Source organism: Microbacterium sp. 22242 (assembly GCF_052045495.1).
Taxonomy (GTDB): domain Bacteria; phylum Actinomycetota; class Actinomycetes; order Actinomycetales; family Microbacteriaceae; genus Microbacterium.
This window is the reverse complement of the sequence record NZ_JBQEOZ010000007.1, coordinates 43,766-64,031: the sequence shown is the minus strand read 5'-3', so window position 1 is coordinate 64,031 and position 20,266 is coordinate 43,766. Positions and strand designations below refer to the sequence as shown.

Here is a 20,266-nt window from a genome sequence, read left to right as displayed (position 1 = left end):
ACGGACGCGCAACCCGGGTCATCCGCCCCTTCGAGGCGGTCAGCCCAGACGGCCGCCGGACTCCTGGAGGTAGCAGTGGCCGCAGAGCGACTCGTACGTGACAGGCCCCTGAGCCGCCCGACGGACGCCGTCGATCGCGACCTGGTCGCCGTCGAAGACGAACCGGTCCCCGATCCGGCGGCCGTTGAAGACGGCCTTGCGCCCGCACCGGCAGATCGTCTTCAGCTCTTCGAGGGTGTGCGCGATCGCGAGCAGCCGGGCCGACCCCGGAAAGGCGTGCGTCAGGAAGTCGTTGCGGATCCCGTACGCGAGCACGGGGATGTCGTCCTCCACCGCGATGCGGAACAGATCGTCGACCTGGGCCGGTTCCAGGAACTGCGCCTCGTCCACGAGCAGGCAGGCGACGTCGGATCCGCCGTCGCGCACCTTCTGGCGCTCGAGGTGGAAGCGCTCACGCGCCCCTTCGCCGGCACCGATCAGGAAGTCGACCTCACGGGTCATTCCGAGCCGGCTGAAGATCTGGTTCGCGCCCTTGGTGTCGATCTCGGGTTTGGCCAGCAGCACGCTCTGGCCGCGCTCCTCGTAGTTGTACGCCGCCTGCAGCAGCGCGGTCGACTTGCCGGAGTTCATCGCGCCGTAGCGGAAGTACAGCTTGGCCACGGGGCGCTCAGGCGGTCAGATCGAGCGTCTTCGCGGTCGTCTGCATGGACGCCCTGGCCTCGTCCGGCTCCTCGTTCAGCTTCTCGCCGAGCGTCGGGATGAGGCCCTGCAGCTTCGGCTCCCACGCCCCGTACTGCTCCGGGAAGCAGCGCTGCAGCACGTCGAGCATGACCGGAACGGCCGTGGACGCGCCCGGCGACGCGCCGAGCAGGCCGGCGATGGTCCCGTCGGCCGCGGCCACGACCTCGGTGCCGAACTGCAGCTTGCCGCCCTTCATCACCTGCGCACGCTGACCGGCCTGCAGCAGCTCCCAGTCGTCGTCCTGGGCGGTGGGCATGAACTCGCGCAGGGTCGCCACCTTCTTGTGGTGGGTCTTCAGCAGCTCGCTGACCAGGTACTTGATCAGGTCGAAGTTCGTGAACGCGACCTTGAGCATGCTGCCCAGGTTGTGCGGGCGCACCTGCGTGACGATGTCGAGCATCCCGCCCTGCTTGAGGAACTTCGGGCTGAACGTCGCGAACGGCCCGAACAGCAGGCTGCTCTCGCCGTCCACGACTCGGGCGTCGAGGTGCGGCACCGACATCGGCGGGGCGCCGACCGGCGCCTGCGAGTAGACCTTCGCCTTGTGCTTGGCGACGATCTTCGGGTCCGACGTCTTCAGCCACTGCCCGCCGATCGGGAAGCAGCCGTACCCGCGGATCTCCGGGATCCCGGATCCCTGCAGCAGCTTGAGCGCCCAGCCGCCCGCGCCGACGAAGACGAAGCGCGCCTTCACCTCGTTCGGCGTGCGGCCGAGGTTGTTGCGGTACTTGACCAGCCAGGTGCCGTCCTTCTGCTTCTTCAGCTTGCGCACCTCGTGGTTGCGCAGCAGCGTGAAGCGGTCGTCCTCGATGAGGTGGTCGAAGAGCTGGCGGGTGAGGGCTCCGAAGTCGACATCCGTGCCGCTCGGGGTGCGCGTCGCCGCGAACGGCTCGCCCTTGCGACGCCCCTCCATGAGCAGCGGCGCCCACTGGTTGATGACGCGGGAGTCCTCGCTGTACTCGATCCCGGCGAACAGCGGCTGCTGCTTGAGGATCTCGTAGCGGCGGCGCAGGTAGTCGACGTCCTTCTGGCCGCGCACGAACGTCATGTGCGGGGTGGAGTTGATGAAGGTCGTCGGCGCGTCCAGCACGCCGCGCTCGACGAGCGTCGACCACAGCTGACGGCTGAGCTGGAACTGCTCGTTGATGCCGATCGCCTTCGACGGGTCGAGCGCGCCGTCCTTGCCCTCGGGCATGTAGTTCAGCTCGCACAGGGCGGCGTGCCCTGTGCCCGCGTTGTTCCAGGCGTTCGAGCTCTCCTCGGCCACCTCGCTCAGGCGCTCGAACGCGACGACCTTCCAGTCGGGCTGCAGTTCGCGGAGCAGGGTTCCCAGGGTGGCGCTCATGATGCCACCGCCGATGAGGACGACGTCGACGGATTCTGTCACCCGCTCAGTCTAGTTCGCCCCGCGACCGGCGATATTCACCGTCCCGGCCAACCGGCCGCGGATTTTCGCCGACGCGGAGATCAGCTGGCGAGGCGTGCGGCGAGACGGTCGGCGACGAGCTCGGCCACCTGGACGGCGTTCAGCGCCGCGCCCTTGCGCAGGTTGTCGTTGCTGATGAACAGCACGAGCCCCTTGCCCTCGGGGGCGGACTGGTCGGCGCGGATCCGGCCGACGTAGCTCGGATCCTTGCCCGCCGCGTACAGCGGGGTGGGGACCTCTTCGACGACGACGCCGGGAGCCGCCGCGAGCACCTCGTATGCGCGCGCGGGCGTGATGTCCCGGGCGAACTCGGCGTTGATGGACAGCGAGTGGCCGGTGAACACCGGCACGCGCACGCAGGTGCCGGCGACGCGCAGGTCGGGCAGGCCGAGGATCTTCCGGCTCTCGTTGCGGAGCTTCTTCTCCTCGTCGGTCTCGTTGAGGCCGTCGTCGACGACCGATCCGGCGAGCGGGATCACGTCGAACGCGATCGGGGCGACGTACTTCTCCGGCTGCGGGAAGTCGAGCGAGGATCCGTCGTGCACGAGCTTGAGGGTGTCGCCCTGGGCGAGCACGCCCTCGACCTGGCCGAGCAGCTCCTGCGCGCCGGCGAGACCGGATCCGCTCACCGCCTGGTACGTGCTCACGATGAGGCGCTCGAGCCCGGCCTCGGCGTGCAGGGCCTTGAGCACGGGCATCGCGGCCATCGTGGTGCAGTTCGGGTTCGCGATGATGCCCTTCGGGATGTCCGCGATGGCCTCGGGGTTGACCTCGCTGACCACGAGCGGCACCTCGGGGTCCATCCGCCAGGCGCTCGAGTTGTCCACGACGACCGCGCCGGCCGCGGCGAAACGGGGCGCGTAGGCGCGGCTCGCGGTCGCGCCGGCCGAGAACAGGGCGATCTCCACGCCGGCCGGATCGGCGGTCTCCACGTCCTCGACGATCACGGGCGTACCGCCGAAGTCGATCGCCGTCCCGGCGGAGCGCGCCGAGGCGAACAGCCGCAGCTCGCGGATCGGGAAGGACCGCTCCGCGAGGATGTCGCGCATGACAGTGCCCACCTGGCCGGTGGCGCCGACGATGGCGACGGAGAGTCCTGAGTCGGAGATGCGGGTCATGGGGATGCTTTTCCTTGGCGTCGAGCCGTGCGGCGAACGAGGCGAAGGCGCGGCCGCCGGGTACGGCGGATCGATCCGCGCCTGGCGCCGATGTCAGGGTTCGGGTGATTCTACCGGGTTCCCGGGGGATCCGGCTGCACGGGCCTCAGCGGCCGGTGCCGGCGGCGACGACGGCTTCGACCTCGCCGTCCAGGCCGTACGCGGCGTGCACGACGCGGGCGGCCTCGGCGAGCTCGTCGCCGCGCAGCACCACCGAGATGCGGATCTCCGAGGTCGAGATCATCTCGATGTTCACGCCCGTCGTGGACAGCGCCTCGAACAGGATCGCGGAGACGCCGGAGTGCGTGCGCATGCCGGCGCCGACGACGGAGAGCTTGCCGATCTGGTCATCGTGCAGCAGCCCCTCGAAGCCGACCTCGGACTGCTCGGCGGCAAGCGCTTTGAGCGCCGCGGACGCGTCGGACTTCGGCAGCGTGAACGAGATGTCGGTGCGTCCAGATGCGGCCGCGTTCTGCACGATCATGTCGACGTTCGCGCCCGACTTCGCGACGATCTTGAAGATCTCCGCCGCCTTGCCGGGGATGTCCGGCACACCCGCGACCGTGACCTTCGCCTGGCTGAGGTCGGTGGCGACACCGGCGACGATCGGCTCTTCCATGGCTTCTCCCTTGACTTCGCGGGGGTTCTTCATGCCCTCGCCGAGAACGTAGGTGCCCTCGTTCGAGGTGAACGTCGAGCGGGCGTGGATCAGCACGCCGTGACGGCGCGCGTACTCGACGGCGCGGATGTACAGCACCTTGGCGCCGTTCGCCGCGAGTTCGAGCATCTCCTCGCTCGAGACGTGCGAGAGCTTGTGCGCGAGCGGGACGACGCGCGGATCCGCCGTGAAGATGCCGTCGACATCGCTGTAGATCTCGCACACGTCCGCGTCGAGCGCGGCGGCCAGCGCGACCGCCGTGGTGTCGGATCCGCCGCGGCCGAGCGTCGTGATGTCCTGCGTGTCGTCGCTGATCCCCTGGAAGCCGGCGACGATGACGATCGCGCCCTCGTCGAGCGCCTCGCGCAGGCGCGTCGGGGTGACCTCGACGATGCGCGCGGAACCGTGCCTGCTGTCGGTGCGCATCCCCGCCTGGGGACCGGTGAACGAGCGGGCGTCGAAGCCCATCGAGTGGATCGACATCGCGAGCAGCGCCATCGAGATGCGCTCGCCGCTGGACAGCAGCATGTCCAGCTCGCGCGGAGCCGGGATCGGGGCGACCTGCGCGGCGAGGTCGAGCAGCTCGTCCGTCGTGTCACCCATCGCGCTCACGGCCACGACGACGTCGTGCCCGGCGCGCCGGGTGTCGACGATGCGCTTCGCGACGCGCTTGATGCTCTCTGCGTCGGCGACGGACGAGCCGCCGTACTTCTGCACGATGAGGGCCACGGGGTCACTCCTGGGATGCCGGGCGCCCGGATCAGCGCGCCACCGGCCATTCTACGAGCGGCCTCCATGCCGGGTCCGGTATGTGACGGGCCGGGCCGAGCCGGACGCGCATCAGAGCAGACCGCGGCGGCGGGCTGCCGAGACGGCACCGGTGCGGCTGTCGGCGTTCAGCTTCTCCAGCAGGTGCACGACGTGCGTCTTCACCGTGGCTTCGCCGACGAACAGCGCGACCGCGATCTCGCGGTTGCTGAGGCCTTCCGCGACGAGCACGAGAACCTCCTGCTCACGAGGGGTCAGCTCGACGCGGGGCGCGCGCAGCGCCGCGACGAGGCGCTCGTCGCCGCCGGGCGTGAGCACCACGGATCCTGCGGCCGCGTCCACGATCGCCCGGGAGATGACGTCCACGCCGACCTCCTTCAGCAGGTAGCCGGCGGCGCCGGCCTCGACCGCGCGCACGATCTGCGCGTCGTGATCGAACGTCGTGAGGATCAGCACCGCGGGCGGCTCCGGCAACGTCCGCAGTGCCGCTGTCGTGGCGACGCCGTCCATGCCGTCGCCGAGCCTCAGGTCGCAGAGCACCACGTCCGGACGCAGCTCCCGAGCCGCCTGCACCGCTTCCTCGCCCGTGCCGAGTTCGCCGATCACCTCGAACCCGCGGGCCTCGACGACGGCTCGGATGCCCGCCCGGACGACGGGATGGTCGTCGACGATGAGCAGCCGGATGCTCATGACTGCTCCCTCTCCAGCGGCAGGATCGCCTCGATCGTGGTGCCCTCGCCGCGTGCGGTGCGGACGGCGAGCTCTCCCCCGCCCTCGCGCAGGCGCGAGCGCATCGCCGCCAGCCCGTACGAGGCGTCGGACGGCCGGGCCTCGGCATCGAACCCGGCGCCGTCGTCGGAGATGCTCAACCGCACGGAGCCGTCCGCCGCGCCGAGAGAGACCTCGACGGCGCGTGCTCGCGCGTGCTGGCGGACGTTGGCGAGAGCCGATTGCGCGACCCGCAGGAACGCGACCTCGATGGGGGTCGACAGCGCGGGCAGGTCAGGGGCGACCTCCAGCCGCGTCTCCAGTCCGGCCTCCTCGCGCAGCGATGCGAGCATGCGGGCGAGGGCGGCCGCGAGCGCGGACTCGTCGAGGTCGGCGGGCGCGAGGGCGGCCACGATCCGGCGCAGCTCGACGAGCGAATGCTGCGCGAGCTCCTCGATCTGCACGGTGTTCCGAGGTCGGGGATCCTCCTGGTGCCGCCGATCCGGATCCTCGATCCGGGCGAGCATGACGATCGTGCTGAGCTCCTGCGCGATCGTGTCATGCAGGTCGCGTGCCAAGCGGGTGCGCTCGAGGGTGGCACCGGCCTCGCGCTGACTCGAGGCGAGCTCGTCGTGCAGGCGCTCGGCCTCGTGCTGCGCCCGGAGCAGCGAATCGATGAGCCGCTCGCGCTCCGCTGCGTCGCGCAGCAGCGCGTCATAGCCGAGAGAGACGGCGAACGCGAATCCCCCGCCGACCAGGGGTCCGATCAGGTGTGCGAGCGAGGTGCCCGCCTGTTCGGCGCCCGGATGCAGCATTGGCGCGACGATCGCCGCGGCGAGTACGACGGCCACGAAGACGGCCGACCACGGCAGGCGCAGCACGTGGCCGGCGAGCAGCAGCAGCGGGAACGCGAGCCAGACGAACTCCGGCGAGAGCGCGAGCATCCCGATCCAGATGCACAGAAGGCCGAGCATCCACCAGCCGGCGGCCCGCCGGTGCGCGAACCCGGCGCCCGCCCCGTACCAGGCGAGGTAGACGGCGGCGGCGAGCAGCACGGGCAGCGGCTCGCCTTCGATCGCGGCGCGTGCGGTCGTCACGACGACGAGCACCACGGTGATCAGGTGCAGTGCGACCCGTGCGCCGCGCAGCATCCGCCGTCGTGCGGAGGCGGCCACGGTGTCGGTCATCCTCCGATTCTCCCGGGTCGACGACCGCCGGCCCAGCGCCCGCCCTCGATCCTTCGATGGATGTGCTCCGGTTCCGCCCGGAGGAGGCTGTCGGCATGACCGCTCCTGCCGACAGCACCGCACCGCCCTCCCTTGAACGCGCCGCCCAGCGCCGCGCGCTCGCCCAGCTCTTCTGGGCCTCCGTGGCCTGGATCGGGCTCGGTCTCATCGCCGGCCTCTTCTACCGCGAGTTCACCAAGGCCCGGGGTTACGAAGACGGTTTCAGCGGCCAGCTCGCCCTCGTGCACACGCACCTGCTGGCGCTTGGCGCGCTGATCATGCTGATCGTGCTCGCCCTGGAGAAGGCGTTCCGGCTGTCCGCGAGCCGGCTGTTCCCGTTGTTCTTCTGGATCTACAACCTCGGGGTGCTGCTGACCGGCGCGATGCTGACCTGGCACGGAATCCTCGAGGTGCTCAAGGCCGAGGTGTCCAAGGCGATCCCGGGACTCGCCGGCGCGGGACACATCCTGGTCGGGGCGGGATTCGTGCTGCTGCTGATCACTCTGTGGAAGGGGATCGGCCGGGAGCACTGAGCTCTCCGGTGCTGAGCTCTCCGTGCGCTCGGGCCGTCCTCCGCCTGAGCCGCTGCGCCGGGATCCGCAGCCCTCTCAGGATTCGACGGCGCGAGCGTCCGTGCGGTCGCCGGCAGGCGGGACGGGCTCGGCCGTCGCGGCCACCGCGGCCTGGTCCACGGCCGTCCGGGGGCGGAGCCGGCCGCCGGTGCCGGCGAACCAGCACCCGGCGATCACCAGCGGGAACCCGATCAGCAGGCCAAGGGTGAGCGGCTCGGTGAGCACGATCGCGCCGAGGACGATGGCGATGATCGGGTTGACGTAGGTGAACAGCGGTGCGCGGACCGGGCCGACCTCCTTGATCAGGGCGAAGAAGGCCAGGAAGGCGATCGCCGTGCACACCACGGCGAGGGCGATCAATGCGGCGATCGACGGCACGGTGGGCACCGTGTGCTGCGTGAGCAGCGCGATCGGCAGGTAGAGGATCCCGATGAACAGGAGGGCGAGGGTGATCGTGCCCATCGACGGGACGTGGCCGAGCTTGCGCGCCACGATGAACGGCGCCGTCGCGTAGAGGACGGCGACGAGCAGCACCTCGGCCGCCGCGAGGAGGTCGACCGTGCCGCCGAACAGCCCGGGGCCGGCCACCACCACGCCCACGCCGACGAACCCGATCAGCAGGCCGATCAGACGGGCCGGTGCCAGGACGCCGCGATCGCCGCCGCCGAGCGCGATCAGCGCGGCGAACAGCGGCACGGTCGCGACGAGGAGCCCGGTCAGCCCGGACGGCAGCGACTGCTCGGCGTTCCCGAGCAGCAGGAACGGGCCGCCCATCTCGACCAGCCCGAACGCGAGCACCCATGGCCACGCCTTCCAGGCAGCCTTCAGGGCGCCGCTGCGGATCGCGAACGGCAGCAGCAGGAGCGCGGCGAGCAAGGTGCGCCCCGCGACGACGGCGGGCGGCGAGAAGGACTCGACCGCGATGCTGATGAGCAGGTACGGCACTCCCCAGAGCAGGCACATCGCCCCGAAGAGCAGCCAGCCGCGCCGGCTGAAGCCGCCGCCGCTCACAGGACGCGCCGGCCCTCGAAGGCGCGGCCGAGCGTGACCTCGTCCGCGTACTCGAGGTCGCCGCCGACGGGCAGACCGGACGCGAGCCGCGACACCGTGATCTGCATGCTCACGAGCAGGCGGCTGAGGTAGCTCGCGGTGGCCTCGCCCTCGAGGTTCGGGTTGGTGGCGAGGATGACCTCCTGCACGGTGCCGTCGGCGAGCCGGGTCATCAGCTGCGCGATCCGGAGGTCGTCCGGGCCGACGCCGGCGATCGGGCTGATCGCACCGCCGAGCACGTGGTAGAGCCCGCGGAACTCGCGGGTGCGCTCGATCGCGGCGATGTCCTTGGCGTCCTCGACGACGCAGATGAGGGCGGGATTGCGGCGCGGGTCGCGGCAGATCGCACACCGCTCCTGCTCCGCCACGTTGCCGCAGATCTCGCAGAACCGCACCCGCTCGCGCACCTCGACGAGCAGCTCGGAGAGCCGCTTCACGTCGAAGGACGGGGTCTGCAGGATGTGGAACGCGATCCGCTGGGCGGACTTCGGGCCGATGCCGGGCAGACGGCCGAACTCGTCGATCAGCTCCTGGACGATGCCGTCGTACATCTAGATGAACCTCGCCTCGATCAGGGGATCTTCGTGTGTCACTGGAAGCGCGTGGGGGGCTCGTACGGCTCCTCGCGCAGGAACGTCGCGCCGAGCACCTGCCGGACCACGGCCTCGCCGTAGCGCTGCACGCCTGGGGCTCCGGAGCGCGGGGCGCGGTCGGTCACGACGGGAGCCGGTGCCGGGCGGGAGGCCTGCGCCGCGGGAGCCTTCGCCGCGGGAGGCGTGGCGCCGGGTGCTTCCGCGGCGGCGAGACCGGTCCGGGCGACGGTGCCGGTGGCCGCGGTGGCCGTGGTGGCCACGGTGGCCACGGGGGTCGCGACCGCGGGAGCGGCCGTTGTGGCGCGCATGCCGCCGTAGGCTCCGGGATCGTCGGGGCCGGGATCGTCGGCGTCGTCGGGGAACGGCGGCTCGTCGTCCAGCACGTCGCCGTCGTGCACGGGCTCGTACCAGCCCGAGGCGGGCATCGCCTCGACATCGGCGGGCTCCTCGTCCACGGGGAACTGCGCGACCTGCGTCGCGGTCGCCGACGCGCGCGAGGCGGCGGGCGCCGAGGCCGCCGCGGATGGCGAGACGGGTGCGGCGGGCGCCGAGGCCGCTGCGGAGGCCGGATCCGGCTCGCCCTGCGGGATCGCGGCGACGGCCCACTCGGTGACCGGACCGGCGGGCGGTGCCGGCGACGTCGGGCCGGCGGACGGGGCGGGGGCCCCCCGGCCCGCGGCCGGCGCAGCGGGACGCTGCGGTGCGACCGTTCCGGATCCTCGCTCCTCACGCGGAGACGCGGCGGTGGATCCGGCGGCTGTGGATCCCGCTGCGGTGGGTTCGTCCGCGGCGGGTCCGTCCGCGGTGGGTCCGGTCGCGGCGGGTCCGGTCGCGGCGGGTCCGGTGGATTCTTCGGAGGGGTGCGGGGCCTTCCCGCCCTCTTCTAAGCTCCGTTCCGGCGCCTCGGCGGGCAGCGGTGCGGGCAGGTACTTGACCTTGATCGCCAGTTCGGCCTCGATCGCGGTGCGCAAGTGGTCGGACGGGCCGCTGCCCGGCGTCGTGCCCTTGAACCGCGCGACGTCGTTGGGGCCGGGGAAGCCGAGCGTGAGCACCTCGGTGTCGGCCGCGAACGCGAGCGGCTGCACGGCGGTGACGACGAGCCAGGATCCGCGGCTCAGCTTCTCGACCCGGCTCAGCACGGCCGGCCAGACGGATCGGATCCGCTCGATGTCGATCGGTCCGGCGGGCGGAGCGGACTCAGCTCCTCCGGCAGCGCTGCCTCCTCCGGGTGCACTGCCTCCTCCGGGTGCACTGCCTCCTCCGGGTGCACTGTCCGAGGACGGACGCGCAGCGTCGGACGGAGCCGAAGCGGAGCCGGCCTCGGAAACAGGGGCGGCGTGGGCGGACGCCGACGCAGCCGGCGCGGGTGGAGCCTCAACGGCGGGCGCGGCGTCGACGGCGGGTGCCGGCTCGGCCGGTGCGGACGCGCGCGCGGGCGCGGTGGCCGCGGGGGGAACCGCCGCAGCAGGAGCCGGCGCTCGAGCAGCAGGCGCCGAGGCGGGCCTGGCCTCCGCTGAGGCCGCGGCCGGCGCCACCGGCGGAACCGTCTCGCCGTCCGAACCGGACAGCGCCGTCAGCACCCGCGCTACGAGCAGCTCGAGGTGCAGCCTCGGAGAGGTCGCCCCCGTCATGTCGTCGAGCGCCGCGCTCACCAGATCCGCCGCACGGGACAGCCGGGCGCCGCCGAACGCGCCGGCCTGGCCCCGCATGCGGATCAGCTCGTCCTCGGGGACGCCGCGCAGCACGGCGGAGGCGCCGTCTCCCACCGCGGCGATCACGATCAGATCGCGCAGCCGCTCGAGCAGGTCGTCGACGAAGCGGCGCGGATCCTGTCCCGTCTGCACCACGCGGTCGATCGCCGGGAAAGCCGCGGCCGCGTCCCCCGCGGCGAGCGCGTCCACGATCTCGTCGAGCAGCGCCGAGTGCGTGTAGCCGAGCAGCGCCACCGCCCGCTCGTAGGCGACCTCCACAGCCCCGGACTCGGCCGAGGGCTCGGAGCCGGCGATGAGCTGGTCCAGCAGCGACAGGGTGTCACGCGGGGATCCGCCACCGGCCCGCACCACGAGCGGCAGCACGCCCTGGGCGACCGTCACGCCCTCCTCCTTGCACAGCTTCTCGACGTACTCGAGCATGGCCGCGGGCGGCACCAGGCGGAACGGGTAGTGGTGCGTGCGGGAGCGGATCGTGCCGAGCACCTTCTCCGGCTCGGTGGTGGCGAAGATGAACTTGATGTGCTCCGGCGGCTCCTCGACGAGCTTCAGCAGGGCGTTGAAGCCCTGCGGCGTCACCATGTGCGCCTCGTCGAGGATGAAGATCTTGTACCGGTCGCGGCTGGGCGCGAACGTGGCCCGCTCGCGCAGGTCGCGGGCGTCGTCGACGCCGTTGTGGCTCGCGGCGTCGATCTCGACCACGTCGAGGGATCCGCTGCCGTCGCGGGACAGCTCGACGCAGCTCGGGCACACGCCGCACGGGGTGTCGGTCGGGCCCTCCGCGCAGTTCAGGCAGCGCGCCAGGATGCGGGCGGACGTGGTCTTGCCGCAGCCGCGAGGGCCGGAGAACAGGTAGGCGTGGCCCACGCGATCGCCGCGCAGCGCCGTCATGAGCGGATCGGTCACCTGCGACTGCCCGATCATCTCCCCGAAGTTCTCGGGCCGGTAACGGCGGTACAGGGCTGTGCTCACCCGATAAGCCTAGAGCGTGCCTGCGACATTCGAGCCGGCCCCATCGCAGAAGCGCCGAGCGCCACATTTTTTGACTCGCGCGCCAGTGATCTGTGGCGCACAGGTCAAAAAGTGTGGCAAAAGTGGGGCGTGGATTTCGACGACGGACATGAGGCGGTCCTCGCACCCGGCGGCGATTGCGAGATCAGCCACGCCGGGTGAGCGGACCGGGCGGGCCCGCCGGAGGGGAGCTCCGCTGCGGAGCCCCTGACCGCGGGCCGCGCTCTCAGTCCGCCGCGAGCCCCACGATCGGGATCGCCGAGGTGGCCGGGACCTTCGGGGACAGGATCGTGCCGTCCTCGCGACGCGCGTGCGAGCCGAACTCCGGCCGTCCCGGGATGACCGGTCCCTGGTGCGCGAGCGGGACGCGCGCCGGGGCGGAGACGGCGGCGGTCCAGGACTGACCTCGCACGCGGAAGGGCACCGGGTCGCCGGAGCGGACCTCGACGAGCAGCTCGTGCGCCGTGAGCGTGACCTGCAGCCGGGATCCGTGCCACTGCAGCGGGTACGACAGCTCGGGCCAGTCGGCGGGCAGCCGCGGGTCGAAGCTGAGCTCGCCGTCGTGGTCGCGCATGCCGCCGAACCCGCTCACGAGCGCCGTCCACACCCCGCCCGCGGAGGCCACGTGCACGCCGTCCGCGGCGTTGCGGTGCAGGTCGCCGAGGTCGACGAAGAGCGCGTGCTGGAAGTACTCGTGCGCGAGGTCCTGATATCCGACCTCCGCGGCGAGGATCGACTGCACCACCGCCGACAGCGTCGAGTCGCCGGTGGTCAGCGGGTCGTAGTACTCGAAGTCGGCGAGCTTCTCGGCCTCGGTGAAGTGGTTGCCCTGCAGGAACAGCGCGAGCACCACGTCGGCCTGCTTGAGCACCTGGAACCGGTAGATCACCAGCGGGTGGAAGTACAGCAGCAGCGGGCGCTGCTCGGGCGGGGTGTGCGGCAGATCCCACACCTCGCGCTCCAGGAACAGGGAGTCCTGCGGATGGATCCCCAGGGTCGAGCTGAACGGGATGTGCATCGCGTCGGCGGCGCGCTCCCACTGCTCCACCTCGGAGGCGTCGATCCGCAGCCGCTCCACCGCCGCGTCGTACGCCTCTGGCGCGTCCTCCGCCATCTCGCGGACCACGCGCGCCGCGAAGCGCAGGTTGTACCGGGCCATCACGTTGGTGAACAGGTTGTCGTTCACGACCGTGGTGTACTCGTCCGGTCCGGTCACGCCGTGGATGTGGAACGTCGGGGCGCCGCCGGTGCCGCGCCGCCAGAAGCCGAGCGTGGACCACATCCGGGCGGTCTCTACCGCGACGTCGACGCCCTCGCGGTAGAGGAAGTCCTCGTCGCCGGTGGCGCGCACGTACTTGCCGAGCGCGTAGCTCACGTCGGCGTTGATGTGGTACTGCGCCGTGCCCGCCGCGTAGTACGCGGAGGCCTCCTCGCCGTTGATGGTGCGCCACGGGAACAGCGCCCCGCCCTCGTTGAGCTGACCGGCACGACGACGCGCGGCGGGCAGCATGTGCACCCGGCAGCGCAGCGCGTTGCGGGCGAACTGCGGCGACGTGTAGGTGAGGAACGGCAGCACGTACACCTCGGTGTCCCAGAAGTAGTGCCCGCCGTAGCCGGATCCGGAGACACCCTTCGCGGACACCCCCGCGCCGTCNCGCGCCGACGCCTGCGCGATCTGGAACAGGCACCACCGGGTCGCCTGCTGCAGGTCGTCGTGGCGGGCGATGCGCACGTCGCTGCGCTCCCAGTACGCGGTGAGCCACTCGGCCTGCTTCGCGAACTGCACCTCGACGCCCTCCACGCCGACCCGGTCCAGGGAGCGACGGCAGCGATCGATGAGCTCGCGCGCTGGCACGCCGCGGGAGGTGTGATAGCTGACCAGCTTGGTGACCCGCGTGGGCACGCCGGCCTTCGCCTGCACCCGGAAGACGTTCTTCGCGATGTCGGGCTCGACCAGGCGGCGCGACGTGTACTCGTTCTCGGTCTCCACGACGTGGTCGGCGACCACGGCGAGCGTCATGCCCGAGTTCGCGACCCGGTAGGCGAGCGCCGAGCGCTCGCCGTCCTGCCAGTACTCGGCCGGCTGCAGCACGCGGTCGCCGAACCGCTCGGCCTTGCGCGGGTCGAAGCCCGCCTTCTCGCCCGGGGATCCGGCGGCCATCGACGGCACCCCGCCGTAGACGTCCTCGCCGTCCTGCCGGTTGATCAGCTGGCACGAGATCGTCACGGGGGCGTCGGAGTTCTCCACCGTGACCTCGAGGCGCAGCACCGCGAGGTGGCGCTCCTCGAACGACACGATCCGCTCGTCCCGCATCCGCACCCGCTTGCCCGAGGGCGTCTCCCACAGCACGACGCGCTCCAGGATCCCGGTGCGGAAGTCGAGCGTGCGGCGGTACTCGCGCACATCGGCCTCGTCGAAGCTCAGCGGCTCGTCGTCGACGTACACGCGCATGACCTTCGCGTCCGGCGCGTTCACGATCGTCTGGCCGACCTCGGCGAAGCCGAACGCCTGCTCGGCGTGCCGGATCGGCCAGGTCTCGTGCAGGCCGTTGATGAACGTGCCGTGCTCGTGCGCCATGCGGCCTTCGATGTGGTTGCCGCGCAGGCCGAGGTAGCCGTTGCCGAGGCCCATCAGCGTCTCCGAGACCCCGGGATCCGTGTGCGGATACCGGGTCTCGACGAGACGCCAGGGGTCGACGGGGAAGACGTCGCGGTCGATCATGCAGTGCTCCGTAGCGGGGTGGGATTCAGGGAAGGAAGCGGTCGAGGTCGTCCACGACGACGGTCGCGCCGTTGGCGAGCAGCGCCTCGGATCCGGCGCCGCGGTCCACGCCGACGACCGTCCCGTAACCGGCCGCGGCCGCGGAGGCGACGCCGCTCGTGGCGTCCTCGACGGCGACGGCGTCCGCGGGATCGACGCCGATCCTCTCGGCGGCGACGCGGAACACGTCCGCCGCGGGCTTGGACGCGAGCTGCTCGCGCTCGGCGACGACGCCGTCCACGACGACGGTGAAGAAGTCGCGGATGCCGGCGCTGGCCAGCACCTCCTCGGCGTTCTTCGAGCTGGACACGACGGCGAGCGGGACCCCGGCCGACCTCAGCTGCTCGATCAGGGCGAGGGATCCGGGGTACGGCGCGATGCCGTCGCGGCGCAGCGCCTCGGAGAAGGCGACGTTCTTGCGGTTGCCGATGCCGCACACGGTGTCGGCCTCGGGATCGTCGCCGACCGTGCCCCAGGGGATCTCCACGTTGCGGCTGCGCAGCAGGCTGGCCACCCCGTCGTAGCGCTTCTTCCCGTCGACGTAGGCGAAGTAGTCCTCGTCCGTGTACGGCGGGGTGATCCCCCAGAGCGTGAACACCTGGTCGAACACCGCCTGCCACGCGTGCATGTGCACCTCGGCGGTCGGGGTGAGCACGCCGTCGAGGTCGAACAGCACGGCGGCCGCCTGACGGAGATCGGGGAGACCTGCAGAAGTGTCGGGCACGGCGGATCCTCCGGGTGGCTGAGAACGGGATCTGGCGGATCGGCACGTCTGTGTGCCACGGTGTCCAGGTTAGTGCGCGGGCGGGCCTGCGGGAAGACGACCGGGGTCGGCGGAGAGTCGCGAGCTTCTCGGCGGTCGGCGCCCGCCGTCCGGGGATGCCGGCTCGGTTGCAGACCGTGGATCGCTCCGCGGCGGGAACCCGAAGTTCCGCCGACCGGGGCCGTGGCCGCCGGGGCATAAGAAAAGACCCTCCGCGCACCCGGCAGAGCCCGGTTACCCTTGCTGCGTTTCCGCCCTGGGGGAGTTGGCCTGGGTACCGTCACGCGGAGAGCCGGGAATCAGTCTACCCGAGGACGCGGACGGGGCCGAACCGGGGCGTGCCGCGAGCGCCTCCGGGCCTCCGCCCCGCTCGACCGGCGCGGATCGCGCGCCGAACCGGACTCCTCGTCGGCGACCCCGCCGGCCCACGGTCCCCTCCCCGGCGTTACGATCAAGACGCGGGCGCGCCGCAGCGTCCGCGAGAGGGGACGCATGCACGCCACCGACACCGCTCAGGCCGCCCACGAGGACATCGACGCGGACGAGTTCGCGCGGCGCACCGGTGCGATCCTCGACTCGATCACCGAGGTCATCGACGGCAAAGACGACGCGATCCGCAGCGCCCTGATCTGCCTGCTCGCCCAGGGCCACCTGCTCGTCGAAGACGTGCCGGGCGTGGGCAAGACCATGCTCGCCCGCGCTCTCGCGGCCAGCATCGACGCGACCGTGCGCCGGATCCAGTTCACCCCCGACCTGCTCCCCGGCGACATCACCGGCGTGAGCGTCTACAACCCCGTCGCGCAGGAGTTCGAGTTCAAGCCCGGCGCGGTCTTCGCGCACATCGTCATCGCCGACGAGATCAACCGCTCCTCCCCCAAGACCCAGTCCGCGCTGCTCGAGGCGATGGAGGAGGGTCAGGTCACGGTCGACGGCCAGTCGCGTCCGCTGCCGGATCCGTTCCTCGTGGTCGCCACGCAGAACCCGCTCGAGATGGAGGGGACCTACGCCCTGCCGGAGGCGCAGCGCGACCGGTTCATGATGCGCATCTCGATGGGCTATCCGGACGCGGCGGCGGAGACGCTGATGCTGCGCCAGCGCGACGTCGCGAACCCGCTCGACGCGATCCGGCCGGTGCTCGCGGCCACCGACGTGCGCGGCCTGATCGGCTGGGCCCGGTCGGTGCACGTCGCCCCCGCGCTCGAGGAGTACGCGGTCGCGCTCTCGCAGGCCACCCGCAGCGACCCCAACCTGCATCTCGGCGCGAGCCCGCGCGCCACTCTGCAGCTGGTGCGGGCGGCCAAGGTGCAGGCGGCCCTGGACGGCCGGGACTTCGTGCTCCCGGACGACCTCACCGCGCTGCTGCCGGCGGTGTTCGCACACCGGCTCATCCCCGCGCGCGGACTGCACCGCGCCGGCGCCCGTCCCATCGAGTCGGCGCTGGAGGGGATCGTCCGGCGCACCCCGGTCCCGGTCGGCCTGCCGCGGTGAGCGGATCGGTCGCGGCGCCGGCACCCGGACGGCGGATGACCGCACGCGGAGTGGCGGCGCTGCTGACCGGCATCGCGCTGGTGATCGCCGCGAACGTGCTGGCCTCGCCCGCCCTTCTCGCCGTGGCCGTGCTGCTGTTCGCCGTGCTGGTGCTGTCCGCGATCGCCGTGTTCGGGTCGCGCCGGCGCGCCACGGTGAGCCGCACGGTCGCGGCGGATCTGCTCACCGTCGGCGAGGACACCGTGGTGCGGGTGCGCGTCGAGCTGCGCACGATCCTCCGAGCTCCGGCGGGCCGGTGGGACGACGCGCTGCCGTCGGCCGTGCACGGAGCCGCCTCGGGCTCGTTTCCGCCCGAGGCGCACGAGAGCGTGCCGGGCGGCGTCGCCATGACGATGACCTACTCCATCGCCGGCGCGCGACGCGGGCTCGCATCGCTCGGCCCGCTGCGGCTCACCACGGCGGACCCGTTCGGCCTGTTCCGCCGCACCGACGAGCTCGGCGATCCGACTCCGATCACGATCGTGCCGGCCGTGCTCCCGCTCCCCCGCCTGGCCGACCGCACGGGGCGCGCCGGCGGCACCGCGCAGACCTCCTCGCACCGGCTCGGCCAGGGGTCCGACAACCTCTCCCCGCGCCGTTACGTGCCGGGCGACTCGATGCGCCGGATCCACTGGCGTGCCACCGCTCACCGCGGCGACCTCATGGTGCGGCAGGAGGAGCAGGAGTCCAGCCCCGACGCCCTGGTCGTGCTGGATCGCGCCGGCGTGCGCTGGGTCGCGCCGGAGGGGTCGCCGGCCGGAGCGGAACCGGGCCGCGGGACGTCCCCGCGCGGCAGACGGCGGGCGAGGGCCGAGCAGGAGGCCGACTCCGATCGGGGCGGCGTCGGCGACGCCGGGTTCGATCGCGCGGTGACCGCCTGCGCCTCGATCGCCGTGCACCTCGTCGACCACGGGTTCGCGGTCGACGTGGTCGACGCCACCGGCGTGCTGATCGGACGGCTGCGCGGGGCGGAGGACGAGAGGGACGGCCTGCTCGTCGCGCTCGCGGGCACCGCTCCCCGTGCCGGCGAGCGCGATGCCGGCCTCCCCGCCGCAAGCGAGGGGCACACGGTGGGCCCCCTGGTCGTGATCACGGGCGTCCTCGACGCGACCGACGCGGGAGCCCTGCCGCACGGCGGCGCCGGAACCCCGGTCCTGCTGGCCACCGCGCCGGAACGGGATGCGCTGCCGGCCGCCGCGGCGCAGGGCTGGCGCACCGCGGCGCTCGGCGACGATCCTGCCGCCGCCTGGGCGGACACCGGCGTCCAGGAGGGCGCCGCGCATGCCGGCTTCTGATCTCAGCGCCTATGGCGGGCCGAGGTGGGAGCGGACCCCCTTCGCCGGCCCCGCCGCGGCGGCGGCCCTCATCGCGCTCGGCATGCTCGTCGTGGTGTGGCCGCTGGCGGCGGTGGTGCAGCCGGGCGCCTGGAGCGCCGGCGCGGCCGTGACCGCCGGATCCGTCATCCTCACGGGGCTCGTCGCGCGGATCCTGACACGCCGCAGCGCCGCCTGGCTCGCCCTCCCCGTCGTCCCGATCGCCCAGCTGATCGTCGGCGCGGTCGCGCTCGCGGTGTTCGCATCGAAGCAGGTGACGACGATCGCGCCTTTGCCGACGTCGCACACGATCGACATGATCGGCGGCCTGGTCGCCCGGGCGCAGGAGCAGATCCGCGCCGGCGTCGCTCCGCTCGCGTCCACGCCGGAGCTCGCCGTCGCGGTCGCCCTCGTGACGGGGCTTCTCGCCGTTGTCCTCGATCTCGTGCTGGTCGCCCTGCGCGCGCCCCTGGGGGCGGCTGTGCTGATCGCCGCGCTCGGGGCGGTGCCGTCGATCGTCGTGCACGGCGGTTCGAACCCGGTGTGGTTCCTCGCGCTCGCGGTCACGATCCTGCTGTTCCTGCATGTGCGGTTCGCGCCTCCCGGATCCGCCGGCCCTGGCGCGCACCCGGCCGCGGCGCCGGTGCGCACTCGTCCGTTCACGACGGTCGTCGTGGGCGCGCTGGCCGCCGTCGCCGCGCTCGTGGTCTCTCCGCTGCTGCCGCTCTCGGCCGCCGGCATCGACGCGGGCGGCGGGACCACCGCGCTGAGCGCCACCCTCGATCTGGGGCAGGATCTGCGCCGCCCCGCACCGACCACCGCGCTCACGCTGATCACGGATGACGGCACGGCCCCCTACCTGCGCATCGCGACGCTGTCCGCGTTCGACGGCAGGCAGTGGCAGCCCGACCGCCCGCCCACCGTCCCTCTCGCCCAGGGCTTCGGCGCCGTGACCGCCGCCGACGGGGTGGCCGAGCACCGCGCGCACACGACCATCCGCACCACCGGCATCTCCGGCTCGTGGCTCCCGGTGCCCTATCAGGCGACCGCGGTGCACGGCGTCGCGGGCGCGTGGACGGCCGCCCCGGACAATCGCACGGTCGTCGCCGCGAACGCCGACGCGGCCGATCAGAACTACACGATCGACACCACCGAACTCGTCCCGACCCTCGCGCAGATCCGCGCGTCGACGGCGTCGGGATCCGACGCCCCCGAGTCCCTGCGTGCGCTGCCGAAGAACCTCCCGCCGGTGATCGCGGAGGACGCGGCGACGGTCACCGGCGGAGCCACCACCGACTACGACCGGCTGATCGCCCTGCAGACCTGGTTCCGGGCAGGCTTCCGCTACTCCCTGAACACCCCCGTCCAGGACGGCTTCGACGGCACCAACGTGCAGGCCATCGCCACCTTCCTGGACGTGCGCGAGGGATACTGCGTTCACTTCGCGGGCGCGTTCGCGCTCATGGCGCGCTCCCTCGGCATGCCGACCAGGATCGTCGTCGGCTATCTGCCCGGCACGTCGACCGATCGCCGCTCGGACGACGGCAGGGTGGTGTTCGAGGTCGGCACGGACGAGCTGCACTCCTGGCCGGAGGTGTACTTCGCCGGGATCGGCTGGGTCCCGTTCGAGCCGACCGCGACCCGCGGCGTCCCGACCGTCTTCACCGACCCCACCGACTCCGGCGCGGGATCCGGGCCGACCCCGGCGGCGGGCGCCACCCCGCTGCCCACCTCGTCCTCGGCGGCGAAGGACAAGAACCGGCCCGACATCCCCGACGCCGGAGCCGCGGGCTCTTCCGCGCGCGGCCTGGACCCCGCCCCCGTGCTGTGGACGGTCGCCGGCGTCGTCATCGTGCTGCTGATCCCCGCGGCGGTGCGCCGGCTGCTGTCCGTCCGGCGGATGAGCAGCGCCCGGAAGGGCGACGCTCTGGCGGCCTGGGCCGAGCTGCGCGCGATCCTGCAGGACCTCGGGCTGCCCGCCCCCGTCTCGGAGTCCCCCCGGTCCCGCGGGGCGCGTCTCGTCCGCGAGCGCGGGGCGGATCCCGCGGCCGTCGAGGCGCTCGTCCGCGCGGTGGAACGGGCCAGCTACGCACGACCGGGTGAGGCGGCCGGAAGCCGCGGGGAGGCGACGGGAACGGAGCTCGTGCGCGCCCTCGGCAGCATCAGCGCGGAACTGCGGCGGCGCGTGTCTCTCCGGGACCGGATCGCCGCCGTGGTCGCTCCGCGCTCCCTGCTCGGCGCCAGGCTCATGCCCGCCTCGGCATCCTGACGGGATCCCGCAGC

Annotated in this window: 15 protein-coding genes and 1 other RNA gene; 4 read left to right on the top strand and 12 right to left on the bottom strand. The window is 72.4% G+C overall.

What is annotated here, in order from left to right; genetic code table 11:
* Positions 1-39 precede the first annotated feature (39 nt).
* The 6 genes from ACTJJZ_RS09650 to ACTJJZ_RS09625 all read right to left on the bottom strand — a co-directional run bounded on the left by ACTJJZ_RS09650 (position 40) and on the right by ACTJJZ_RS09625 (position 6,645).
* Positions 40-660: a thymidine kinase gene (locus ACTJJZ_RS09650; protein WP_440720967.1), complete on the bottom strand. Its 621-nt coding sequence runs from the start codon at positions 658-660 to the stop codon at positions 40-42.
* Positions 661-667: 7 nt separating this feature from the next.
* Positions 668-2,128, bottom strand: a complete 1,461-nt coding sequence (mqo, locus tag ACTJJZ_RS09645; RefSeq protein WP_440720966.1) for a malate dehydrogenase (quinone) — start codon at positions 2,126-2,128, stop codon at positions 668-670.
* Positions 2,129-2,208: 80 nt separating this feature from the next.
* Positions 2,209-3,285 carry an aspartate-semialdehyde dehydrogenase gene (locus ACTJJZ_RS09640; RefSeq protein WP_440720965.1) on the bottom strand — a complete coding sequence of 359 codons (1,077 nt, stop codon included), beginning with the start codon at positions 3,283-3,285 and terminating at the stop codon, positions 2,209-2,211.
* 145 nt (positions 3,286-3,430) lie between these two features.
* Complete coding sequence (locus ACTJJZ_RS09635; RefSeq protein ID WP_440720964.1) at positions 3,431-4,711, bottom strand: aspartate kinase; 1,281 nt, start codon at positions 4,709-4,711, stop codon at positions 3,431-3,433.
* Between the two features lie 111 nt (positions 4,712-4,822).
* Positions 4,823-5,440, bottom strand: a complete 618-nt coding sequence (locus ACTJJZ_RS09630) for a response regulator (protein ID WP_440720963.1) — start codon at positions 5,438-5,440, stop codon at positions 4,823-4,825.
* A complete protein-coding gene (locus tag ACTJJZ_RS09625; protein WP_440720962.1) occupies positions 5,437-6,645 on the bottom strand; it encodes a sensor histidine kinase in 1,209 nt (402 codons plus the stop codon). Before ACTJJZ_RS09625 ends, ACTJJZ_RS09630 begins: the two co-directional genes overlap by 4 nt.
* A gap of 95 nt (positions 6,646-6,740) precedes the next feature.
* Here ACTJJZ_RS09625 and ACTJJZ_RS09620 point away from each other — a divergent pair, with 95 nt between their 5' ends.
* Entirely contained in the window at positions 6,741-7,217 is a 477-nt protein-coding gene (locus ACTJJZ_RS09620) for a DUF2871 domain-containing protein (RefSeq protein WP_440720961.1), read from the top strand.
* A gap of 75 nt (positions 7,218-7,292) precedes the next feature.
* Here ACTJJZ_RS09620 and ACTJJZ_RS09615 read toward each other — a convergent pair whose 3' ends face one another.
* The 6 genes from ACTJJZ_RS09615 to ffs form a co-directional block, all read right to left on the bottom strand.
* The gene (locus tag ACTJJZ_RS09615; RefSeq protein ID WP_440720960.1) at positions 7,293-8,267 is read right to left on the bottom strand and encodes a DMT family transporter; all 975 of its coding nucleotides are present in this window, start codon (positions 8,265-8,267) and stop codon (positions 7,293-7,295) included.
* Complete coding sequence (recR, locus tag ACTJJZ_RS09610) at positions 8,264-8,857, bottom strand: recombination mediator RecR (protein ID WP_440720959.1); 594 nt, start codon at positions 8,855-8,857, stop codon at positions 8,264-8,266. Before recR ends, ACTJJZ_RS09615 begins: the two co-directional genes overlap by 4 nt.
* Positions 8,858-8,895: 38 nt before the next feature.
* The gene (locus ACTJJZ_RS09605) at positions 8,896-11,580 is read right to left on the bottom strand and encodes a DNA polymerase III subunit gamma and tau (protein WP_440720958.1); all 2,685 of its coding nucleotides are present in this window, start codon (positions 11,578-11,580) and stop codon (positions 8,896-8,898) included.
* A 265-nt stretch (positions 11,581-11,845) separates the two neighbouring features.
* Positions 11,846-14,341: a glycoside hydrolase family 65 protein gene (locus tag ACTJJZ_RS09600; RefSeq protein ID WP_440720957.1), complete on the bottom strand. Its 2,496-nt coding sequence runs from the start codon at positions 14,339-14,341 to the stop codon at positions 11,846-11,848.
* Positions 14,342-14,366: 25 nt separating this feature from the next.
* The gene (locus tag ACTJJZ_RS09595) at positions 14,367-15,104 is read right to left on the bottom strand and encodes an HAD family hydrolase (RefSeq protein ID WP_440720956.1); all 738 of its coding nucleotides are present in this window, start codon (positions 15,102-15,104) and stop codon (positions 14,367-14,369) included.
* A gap of 239 nt (positions 15,105-15,343) precedes the next feature.
* An RNA gene (ffs, locus tag ACTJJZ_RS09590) (signal recognition particle sRNA small type) lies at positions 15,344-15,440 on the bottom strand.
* Positions 15,441-15,635: 195 nt separating this feature from the next.
* Between ffs and ACTJJZ_RS09585 the strand changes: the two genes are divergently transcribed.
* From ACTJJZ_RS09585 to ACTJJZ_RS09575, 3 genes are read left to right on the top strand one after another with little or no spacing between them, the layout of a single operon-like run.
* On the top strand, positions 15,636-16,631 hold the full coding sequence (locus tag ACTJJZ_RS09585; protein WP_440720955.1) for an AAA family ATPase: 996 nt from the start codon (positions 15,636-15,638) through the stop codon (positions 16,629-16,631).
* A 35-nt stretch (positions 16,632-16,666) separates the two neighbouring features.
* Entirely contained in the window at positions 16,667-17,965 is a 1,299-nt protein-coding gene (locus ACTJJZ_RS09580) for a DUF58 domain-containing protein (RefSeq protein WP_440720954.1), read from the top strand.
* Complete coding sequence (locus ACTJJZ_RS09575; protein WP_440720953.1) at positions 17,952-20,252, top strand: transglutaminase family protein; 2,301 nt, start codon at positions 17,952-17,954, stop codon at positions 20,250-20,252. The genes ACTJJZ_RS09580 and ACTJJZ_RS09575 overlap by 14 nt, the downstream gene beginning before the upstream one ends.
* Positions 20,253-20,266: the final 14 nt, after the last annotated feature.

Coding starts and splice junctions, on each gene's coding strand:
- ACTJJZ_RS09640 (WP_440720965.1), bottom strand. CDS start 3,285: ATGACCCGCATCTCCGACTCAGGACTCTCCGTCGCCATCGTCGGCGCC.
- ACTJJZ_RS09630 (WP_440720963.1), bottom strand. CDS start 5,440: ATGAGCATCCGGCTGCTCATCGTCGACGACCATCCCGTCGTCCGGGCG.
- ACTJJZ_RS09625 (WP_440720962.1), bottom strand. CDS start 6,645: ATGACCGACACCGTGGCCGCCTCCGCACGACGGCGGATGCTGCGCGGC.
- ACTJJZ_RS09620 (WP_440720961.1), top strand. CDS start 6,741: ATGACCGCTCCTGCCGACAGCACCGCACCGCCCTCCCTTGAACGCGCC.
- recR (WP_440720959.1), bottom strand. CDS start 8,857: ATGTACGACGGCATCGTCCAGGAGCTGATCGACGAGTTCGGCCGTCTG.
- ACTJJZ_RS09585 (WP_440720955.1), top strand. CDS start 15,636: ATGCACGCCACCGACACCGCTCAGGCCGCCCACGAGGACATCGACGCG.
- ACTJJZ_RS09580 (WP_440720954.1), top strand. CDS start 16,667: ATGACCGCACGCGGAGTGGCGGCGCTGCTGACCGGCATCGCGCTGGTG.
- ACTJJZ_RS09575 (WP_440720953.1), top strand. CDS start 17,952: ATGCCGGCTTCTGATCTCAGCGCCTATGGCGGGCCGAGGTGGGAGCGG.